This is a genomic window from Methanobrevibacter sp. (assembly GCF_045636185.1).
GTDB lineage: Archaea > Methanobacteriota > Methanobacteria > Methanobacteriales > Methanobacteriaceae > Methanocatella.
In genome coordinates this window covers 1-8955 of the sequence record NZ_JAZTXC010000135.1, presented here as the reverse complement: position 1 = coordinate 8955, position 8955 = coordinate 1, and the positions used below count along the sequence as shown (strand labels likewise).

At 34.0% G+C, this 8955-nt stretch carries 6 protein-coding genes and 3 pseudogenes; 7 read left to right on the top strand and 2 right to left on the bottom strand.

Going from position 1 to position 8955, the window contains the following annotated elements:
- From ACKI3Q_RS07665 to sucC, 6 genes and pseudogenes are all read left to right on the top strand, one after another.
- Positions 1–1704, top strand: a pseudogene (locus tag ACKI3Q_RS07665) (hypothetical protein); the annotation flags it as partial.
- A 163-nt stretch (positions 1705–1867) separates the two neighbouring features.
- Positions 1868–2131: a ferredoxin family protein gene (locus ACKI3Q_RS07660; RefSeq protein ID WP_407415850.1), complete on the top strand. Its 264-nt coding sequence runs from the start codon at positions 1868–1870 to the stop codon at positions 2129–2131.
- A gap of 8 nt (positions 2132–2139) precedes the next feature.
- Positions 2140–3270, top strand: coding sequence for a 2-oxoacid:acceptor oxidoreductase subunit alpha (locus ACKI3Q_RS07655; RefSeq protein ID WP_407415849.1), 1131 nt, complete (start codon positions 2140–2142; stop codon positions 3268–3270).
- Positions 3271–4128, top strand: a complete 858-nt coding sequence (locus ACKI3Q_RS07650; RefSeq protein WP_407415847.1) for a 2-oxoacid:ferredoxin oxidoreductase subunit beta — start codon at positions 3271–3273, stop codon at positions 4126–4128.
- Positions 4128–4673: a 2-oxoacid:ferredoxin oxidoreductase subunit gamma gene (locus ACKI3Q_RS07645; protein WP_407415845.1), complete on the top strand. Its 546-nt coding sequence runs from the start codon at positions 4128–4130 to the stop codon at positions 4671–4673. Before ACKI3Q_RS07650 ends, ACKI3Q_RS07645 begins: the two co-directional genes overlap by 1 nt.
- 9 nt (positions 4674–4682) lie before the next feature.
- Positions 4683–5801, top strand: coding sequence for an ADP-forming succinate--CoA ligase subunit beta (gene sucC / locus ACKI3Q_RS07640; protein ID WP_407415843.1), 1119 nt, complete (start codon positions 4683–4685; stop codon positions 5799–5801).
- Positions 5802–5942: 141 nt separating this feature from the next.
- Here the strand turns inward: sucC and ACKI3Q_RS07635 are convergent.
- Positions 5943–6197 (bottom strand): annotated as a pseudogene (locus ACKI3Q_RS07635) (transposase); the annotation flags it as partial.
- A 121-nt stretch (positions 6198–6318) separates the two neighbouring features.
- On the opposite strand from ACKI3Q_RS07635, the gene ACKI3Q_RS07630 reads away from it, so the two are divergent.
- Complete coding sequence (locus tag ACKI3Q_RS07630) at positions 6319–8550, top strand: hypothetical protein (RefSeq protein ID WP_407415841.1); 2232 nt, start codon at positions 6319–6321, stop codon at positions 8548–8550.
- A gap of 210 nt (positions 8551–8760) precedes the next feature.
- Here ACKI3Q_RS07630 and ACKI3Q_RS07625 read toward each other — a convergent pair.
- Positions 8761–8955: pseudogene (locus tag ACKI3Q_RS07625) on the bottom strand (transposase); the annotation flags it as partial.

The following is an 8955-nucleotide window of genomic DNA, read 5'->3' as shown; positions in this document are numbered from 1 at the left end:
TATACTACTGATCCTGAAGGTTTGAATGTTACTTTTGTTCCTGATGATTCCGGAGTTGTTGAAGTTAACGATAATGGTTTAGTTACTCCAATAAAAGAGGGTACTGCATATATTACTATTAACGTTGGTGATAATGAAACTTATGCACTTAATTCAACAGTTATTACAGTTACTGTAAGTAGAATACCTACTGAAATCCTCATTCAAAATGATACTTTGGACATGAAAGTTGATGATGTGGCTGATCCTGTTGTCAGTTTGATGCCTTCCAATGCGGGTAAGTTATCTTTCAAAGTCAGTGATGATAGTGTTATTCTTGTAAATGGTAAAGGTGTTGTTACTGCTGTTGGTCAAGGTAGCGCTACTGTTACTGTCAGTTTCAGAGGTAATGACAAGTACTTGCCTTCCAATGCTACAATTACTGTAACCGTATCTAAAGTTCCATATGATATTGTAATCACTTTAAATGATACTACTTTAAACGTTGCGTTTCCTGAAGATGCTACAGGTAATGCAACATTGCTTGTTGGTGAGGAAACTCTTGTTGCACCTATTAACTATGGTGTTGCAAGCTTTGATTTAAGTGATGTTCCTGCTGGCGATTACAATGCAACTATAATATATGGTGGAAATGATAAATACGCTGGATTTGAAGTTGTTTATCCTATTTTAATTGAAACTGATTTCGTCTTGAGTGCTGAGAATCTGATTAAATACTTCCACGGTCCAGAAAGATTTGTTGCAAATCTGACTGATGGTAAAGGTAAGCCTATTGTTAATGCTACCGTAACAATTAATATTAATGGTGTAGACTATAACAGAACTACTAATGATAAAGGTCAGGCATCTATTGCTATTAACTTGAACTCCAATGAATATCCGGTTGTTGTTACCTACAATGACACTACTGTTAATGCAACAGTTACTGTTTTACCTACTGTTAACGGTACTGACATTACTAAAATGTACAGAAACGGAACTCAGTATTGGGCTACTTTCCTTGACGGCGAAGGTAATTACCTTAAAGAGGGTGAAACTGTCCGATTTAACGTCAATGGTATAATATATGACCGTAATGTTACTGGTGATAAAGGTTTAGCAAAATTGAATATTAACTTGGGTGCTGGTGAATATGTAGTCACTGCAATAAACGTAGTTACTGGTGAGAGTACTGCTAATAACATTACTGTATTGTCTAGAATCACTGAAAATGCAGATCTTACTAAATATTACAGAAATGCATCTCAATACACAGTTAAAGTTTTAGGTGATGATGGTAAACCTGTTGGAGCTGGTGAAACTGTCAGATTCAACATCAATGGTGTTGTCTACGAAAGACAAACTAATGCATCAGGTATCGCTAAAATCAACATTAACTTGCAGCCTGGTGACTATGTCATAACTGCTGAATACCAAGGTTCCATTGTGTCCAACAACATCAAAGTATTGCCTATTTTGAATGCTACTAATATTATTATGAAATATCGTGACGGAACTCAATTTAAGGCAACTTTGGTTGACGGTCAAGGAAAACCTTACGCTGAACAATCTGTAACTTTTAACATTAACGGTGTATTCTACAACAGAGTAACTGACAGTTCAGGTACGGCAAAATTAAACATTAACTTAATGCCTGGTGAATATATTATAACTTCAAGTTATAATGGTTCAATCATTGCAAACACTGTAAAAGTCACTGCATAAGAGAAGTTACCCACTTCTCTTCTTTTTCTTTTTTTAGGGTTTTTTTTGTAAATATTATATTTCATTTTTATAAAAATATTAAATTTTCAATAAGTTATTTAAATGTTTGAAAACAAATATAGTACATATTATAGTTTAATGATTTGTTTAGGAGATTGTAAATTTGATTATAATTAATGAGGATTTATGCAAAGGTTGCCACCTTTGCCTATTTATGTGCTATAAAAATGTCTATGCAATATCTTCTGAAGCTAATAAGAAAGGAGTTTTACTTCCTTATGTCAAGTTTGAAGATAGGTGCACCAGCTGTGGTGTTTGTGAAGTAATTTGTCCCGATCAAGCTATTACAGTTGATATTGATAAAAACTGGTGGGTTGGAAAAGAAGGTAATTCTTTCAATCCTAAATTTACTAATGGGAAGAAATAGGTGTTAAAATGTCAGAAGAATTATTTATTCAAGGAAATGAAGCTTGTGCAAAAGGTGCACTAAAAGCAGGTTGTAGATTTTTTGCTGGTTATCCTATTACTCCATCCACTGAAGTTGCAGAAACTTTGTCTCGCGAACTTCCAAAAGTAGGAGGTTCTTTTGTTCAAATGGAAGATGAAATCGCATCTGCAGGAGCAATTATTGGAGGGTCCTGGGGAGGAACAAAGTCAATGACTGCAACATCTGGTCCAGGTTTTTCTTTAATGCAGGAAAATATAGGTTATGCATTCATTACAGAGACTCCTATTGTTATTGTCAACGTTCAAAGGGGTTCACCATCAACAGGCCAGCCAACAAGGGCTGCACAGGGAGACATGATGCAGGCTCGTTGGGGGTCCCATGGGGATTATGAACCAATAACTTTATCTCCATCAAGTGTTCAGGAATTCTTTGATTTCACAGTTAAGGCGTTTAATTTATCAGAACAATTCAGAACACCCGTATTTGTAATGGCTGATGAAATTATTGGGCATATGAGAGAAAAAATTGTCATTGATGATGATATTGAAATAGTTGCAAGACAAATGCCTGAAGGCAAAGAAAATCATTTGCATTTTAAGAATGTTGAAAACGGTACAAATCCAATGCCTTCATTTGGTCAAGGATTTAACATTCACGTTACTGGTCTTACTCATGATGAGAGAGGTTATCCAAGTACTGACGATACAGACGTTCATGATGATTTGGTTCAAAGATTATGTGATAAAATATTAAATAATCGTGATAAGATTTGTTCAGTACAATCAAAATACTGTGAAGATGCAGAAACTGTTCTTGTATCATATGGGGCTCCTGTGAGATCTGTTTCTGAAGCTGTTGAAAAAGCTAGGGCTGAAGGCAAAAAGGTAGGATACATTAAAATTGATACTCCATGGCCTTTCCCTGAAGATCAGGTTAAGGAATTGACTAAAAGTGCATCAAGTGTTCTTGTTGTAGAATTGAACTTAGGTCAAATGTTTTATGAGGTTGACCGTGTTTTAAGAAGGGATGCTAATGTTCATCTCATAGGTCAAATTGGAGGAACAATGCCGACTCCAGATGAAATATTGTCTAAAATTAATGAAATAGGGGGAAATTAAATGTCAGAGGAAAATAGATTTACTCCATATATGAGAGAAGATAGATTACCTCATATATTCTGTCCAGGATGTGGAAATGGAACTATCATGAGTGCTTTTTTGGCAGGGATGGAAAAGGCAGAAATGGACTTTGATAATATTGCAATGGTTTCTGGTATAGGATGCTCTTCAAGAATTCCGGGTTATATGAATTGTGATTCCTTGCACACTACACACGGTAGGGCATTAAGCTTTGCTACCGGATTAAAAACTGCAAATAAGGATTTGGATGTTGTAGTTTTCACTGGTGATGGTGACTGTGCATCAATAGGAGGCAACCATTTAATTCATGCGGCCAGAAGAAACATTAATCTGACTGTCATCTGTATTAATAATAACATTTATGGAATGACTGGTGGTCAAATCAGTCCTACTTCTCCTAAAGGCAGTTTTGGAACTACTGCTCCTTATGGAAATATGGATGCTCCATTTAATCTGGCTGAACTCGTAGCCGCTGCAGGTGCAACATATTCTGCAAGATGGACTACAATCCAAATCGAAAATTTGGTTTCAGCTATTAAGGATGGTTTAAAAAACCCTGGTTTTTCATTTATTGAGGTTGTAACTCAATGTCCAACTTATTATGGTCGTAAAAATAAACTTAGAACTCCGACAGCTATGGCAGTAACTTTAAAAATGAATACTGTATTTAAATCTGCTGCTGATAGGATGAGGAAAAAAGATTTGGAAGGAAAAATCGTTGTTGGAGAATTTGCTAATTCACAAAAACCTGAATTCACTGAAAATATTGAAAGAATTAGTGAAGAGAAATTTGGTAAAAAAACTTTAATCAATTCAGCATATGAAGAGGAGTTATAATGAGAACCGAAATTAGAATTGGTGGATTTGGAGGTCAGGGAGTAATTCTTGCAGGAATTATTTTAGGTAAGGCCGCAAGTATTTTTGATAATAATGAAGCCGTTCAAACTCAATCTTATGGTCCTGAAGCTCGTGGAGGGGCTTCTAAATGTGAAGTAGTAGTTAGCGATAGTATAATTGATTATCCTAAAGTGGAAAGTCCGGATATATTTGTTGCTATGTCTAATGAGGCTTTAGTTAAATATATTGTTGATTTAAAAGATGAAGGTACTTTAATTGTCGATCCGGGAACTACTGATATTGAAGATGTGCGTGAGTTCATAGACCAGCATAATATTAAGGTTTATGAAGCTCCCGCTACAAAAACTGCTAACGATGAAATTGGTCTTAAAATCGTTGCAAATATTGTAATGGTTGGTGCTATTACAAAAATTACTGGCGTCATATCTGAAAATGCGGCTATTGAAGCAATTAAAGATAGTGTTCCGGCAGGGACTGAAGAAAAGAATATTAATGCATTTAATGCAGGATATAACTTAATTTAGGTGTATAATATGAAGTTTTTTGAAAATCAAGCAAAAAAAGTTTTTAGTCAAGAAGGAATTAAGATTCTAGAAGGTCATGTGGCATACTCCCCTGAAGAGGCAATGGCGGTCTGTTCTGAAATGGGGGTTCCAGTTGTATTAAAGGCACAGGTATTGACTGGTGGAAGAGGTAAAGCAGGTGGTGTAAAATTTGCAGATAATCCTGGTGAAGCTTTAAAAGTTGCTGATGAAATTTTAGGTATGGAAATTAAGAGTGAAAAAGTAAAACACTTATTGATCGAAGAAAAAGCAGATATTCAACAGGAATATTTCTTAAGTATTTCAATTGATAGGTCTGAAAGAAGACCTCTTATTATGGCAAGTAAAGAGGGTGGAGTTGAAATTGAAAATCTCGCAAAAACAAATCCTGAAAAAATCATTAAATACTATCCACAACCTTTAATTGAATTTTTGCCTTATGAAGCTCGTGAAATTGCCCGTAAGATGGATGTGCCTTCTGAATTAATTGCTCCTATGGGTGATGTAATTTGGAAATTATATAATGTCTTTGATAAATATGACTGTCAGGTAGCTGAAATCAACCCATTGATAATGACTCCTGATGGATTAATCGCTGCTGATGCAAAACTTGAAATTGAAAACGATGCATTATACAGACATCAGGATTTAGTAAACTTATTGCACTATAAGAAAAAAGCAGTTGATTTTGTTAAATTGGATGGAGACATTGCCGTAATTGGTAATGGTGCAGGTTTAACGTTAACTGCAATGGATATGATTAAACTTAACGGTGGTGAACCGGCAACATTTCTGGATATTGGTGGTGGGGCCTCAGAACAGATTATTAACCAGGCTTTAAATATTGTGTTGAGTTATGATCCTGTTAAAGTTGTATTTTTAAATGTTTTGGGCGGAATCACAAAAGCAGATGATGTCGCTCGTGGCGTAATTAAGGCTTTGGAACAATCTGACAGAAAAATACATATTGTTATTAGATTAACCGGAACTAATGAAGAAGAAGGTCAAAGACTTCTTGAAGAAGCCGGAATTCCATTTGAAGTATCCATGGAAAAAGCGGCTAAAAAAGCTGTTGATTTATGCAATGAATTAAAATCAGCAGGCGAATAGCCTCTAAAAACTTCAATAACCTGAATTATTATAGAAGGAATTAATCTATCTGGTTAGGATAGGTTATTTTCAATTCCTTTTATACATATTGCTATTTTTATATTATTTGTTAAAAAAAGGAGTCTGTAAAATTTTATAGGCCTATTTTATTTTTAGATGTTTTTCAGTCCAATTTTTCATTTGATAGTCTAAAAATGTTAGAATTCCATTTTTAGTCTTGTATAATTTCTTTATTATTTCTGGATTAGTTTGTCGGTAGTAATTTTCGACTTTGTTTGATGTTTTCTCAATATTTTCATCATCTAAGTGTTGTACATATCTGTGGAAGTGATTGATGATGTGTTTTCTTATGAAATCTTTTAATACTACTGGTATTGCTCTGTAATTTTGTAAATATACTTAAATTATAATGTTATATTAAAAAATAAGCTAATGTAAGCGCTTACTTGCGAAAATACTTATATGGTACGTAGATTAAATCATAATATGGTAGTTACTATATAAGTAGGGATTTTTTATGAAGAAAAAATTATCTTTAATGCTGTTATGTGTATTCATTTTAATGAGCATCTCTTGTGTATGTGCAAGTGATAATACAACTGTAACAGTCAATATGGACAATAGTCATATGACTATATTTAATGAAAATAGTGCAGTAGCTGTCGACGTTCACAGTAGTTCTCCAAACACCAATTTTAAAAATGCTGCACCTGGAACATATGATGATTTGAATAAAGATATTCAAAACATTACCTCCAACAGTGTTTATAACATTACAAAGGATTACAAATTTGGCGGAAAAAGCCAAACATTCATAGGCAATATACTCAGTAAATATTTGAAACCTACAATATCAAGTGGAGACAGTAATCATATAATTACTATTTCCCAAGACAATATCATCATCAATGGTAATGGTCATACCATTGATGCAGGTGGATCTAAAGACTTCGCAATATTCAATATTACGGGAAACAATGTGACAATCAATAATTTGAAATTTACAAATTGCCAATATGAATATAATAGTCCAATAAGTTGGTATGGAAATGATGGGGTCATTAATGGATGCATTTTTCGTAATGGCTTCTCTGTAAACGGTGGTGCAGTCACTTGGATGGGAAATAATGGTACCATATCCCAATGTCTTTTTGAAAATAACATTGCAAAAAGAGTCGGTGGTGCAATATACATTGGAGGTACAAACAATACAATTTCCAATTGTCAATTTGTACGTTCCCAATCACAACTTTCAGGTGAGGCAATATATGTTGACCGCAACCGCAAAAACATTTATTTTGTAAATGCTACTTTTGAAAACTCACGCCCTACTATTGATGGGAAATCAATAGGTATGGATGTCAATTACTTTTACAAATGCCATAATGTCGATGTCTATGGTGATTTTAGTACCCGTACATCTTGCTTGATAGATATAATGCCTTTAATATACAAGTCCATTATGACGAATGGTATCATAAAAATTGATGATATTCTCAGTTATTATGCTGACTATAACAATGTATCCAAAACTTTCACATTGAACATAGTCGCACATCAAACTTCCAAATTGAACATAGTCCCACATCAATTAACAACTCCTTCCAGACATGATTCCAAAACTTTTGATTATATCAAATCATTTTATTTTTACAATGTGATTAACATCAATCAGATTTTCGATAAAGCAATCCATGGAAACTACAAATTCGACGTCGCACAGGTCGTTACAAAGTATATTTCTAAACAAGAAGATTATAAATCAACCCTAAACACAAAATCATCCGGTTTATGGTTCAACAAAGACAAAGATGCCCGGAAATTAACCAACGGTTTGAGAATTATTTTTACAGACAAATTATCAATATCTTCTCCCACCACTACATTGAACGTAAAAAATATGGGTTTCGATATTATTACAATCATGGGTAATGGTTCAACAATCATTGGTGGAGCCGGTGACCGTAGTGAGAAAAAATGGATTGTTATTGATCAAGATAATGTCACAGTTGTTGTCAATGGTTTGACTATTGTTAATTTCAATACTGCTGTTAAATGTTTAAAGGGTACTTGTTTCTTAAACAATGTCAAATTCAACAATAACCGTATGAATTATATTGCTGATAGAGATTGGGGTGCAGCAATGCTAAACACTGGTGTGGTAATCTGTAACAACTGCAGTTTCACAAATAATTATGCGAAAAACGGTGGTGCAATCTTCAACCAAGGTTATTTGGAATTAAACAACTGTACATTCGAAGAAAACACTGCATATGGAAAAGGAGACAATGTGTGCGTAGGTGATGGTGGAGTTGTAATGATTGACAAAGTAAACATTACTGAAGATAATAATGATGATTCAATTGTTTATTTTGCTAAAAGCATGTCTGCATCAACATCCACTTGGATGACTATTGCGTCCATTGCAGGTTCATTTGCCATTGGTTTTCTTGCGGGTGTTATTACTGCTAATCCACTAGTAGGTATAGCTGTAGGATGTGCAGCAGGCGCAGCCATAGGTACATTTACTGCTGTTGAAATCATTTCAGCTAAGTATGATGTCAATTATGATAGATTGAAAACATGTCTGTTTGTAATAGGAGGATCTGCGCTATCAGGTGCAATGGGAGGATTTGTTGGATCCGTATTAGTTGGGGAAGAGGCATTCATTGGCCAAGAGATCCCATACATAAGTAGAACCTCCACATTCTCCAATTTTGTTGACCTTCCATTCCTAATCATGTTATGAGGAAATTGTCTAAAAATGGTTTTTCGGACAATTTCTCCTTTTTTTCTTTTTTTTGGTATCCGAGGATGTGGCGCAAAATTTTTAATCTAATTTTGTGTTTTGATAAACAGGAAGCATTTAAATGTTTAATTCAATCTGAAGAGTTTATTATGGAAGCTAAAAAATTTTTATAATTTTTTTTTAATTTAGAGTCTGTAAAATTTTATAGGCCTATTTGATTTTTAGATGTTTTTCAGTCCAATTTTTCATTTGATAGTCTAAAAATGTTAGAATTCCATTTTTAGTCTTGTATAATTTCTTAATTATTTCTGGATTGGTTTGTCTGTAGTAATTTTCGACTTTATTAGATGTTTTTTCAATATTTTCATCATCTAAGTGTTGTACATATCTGTGGAAGTGATTTAT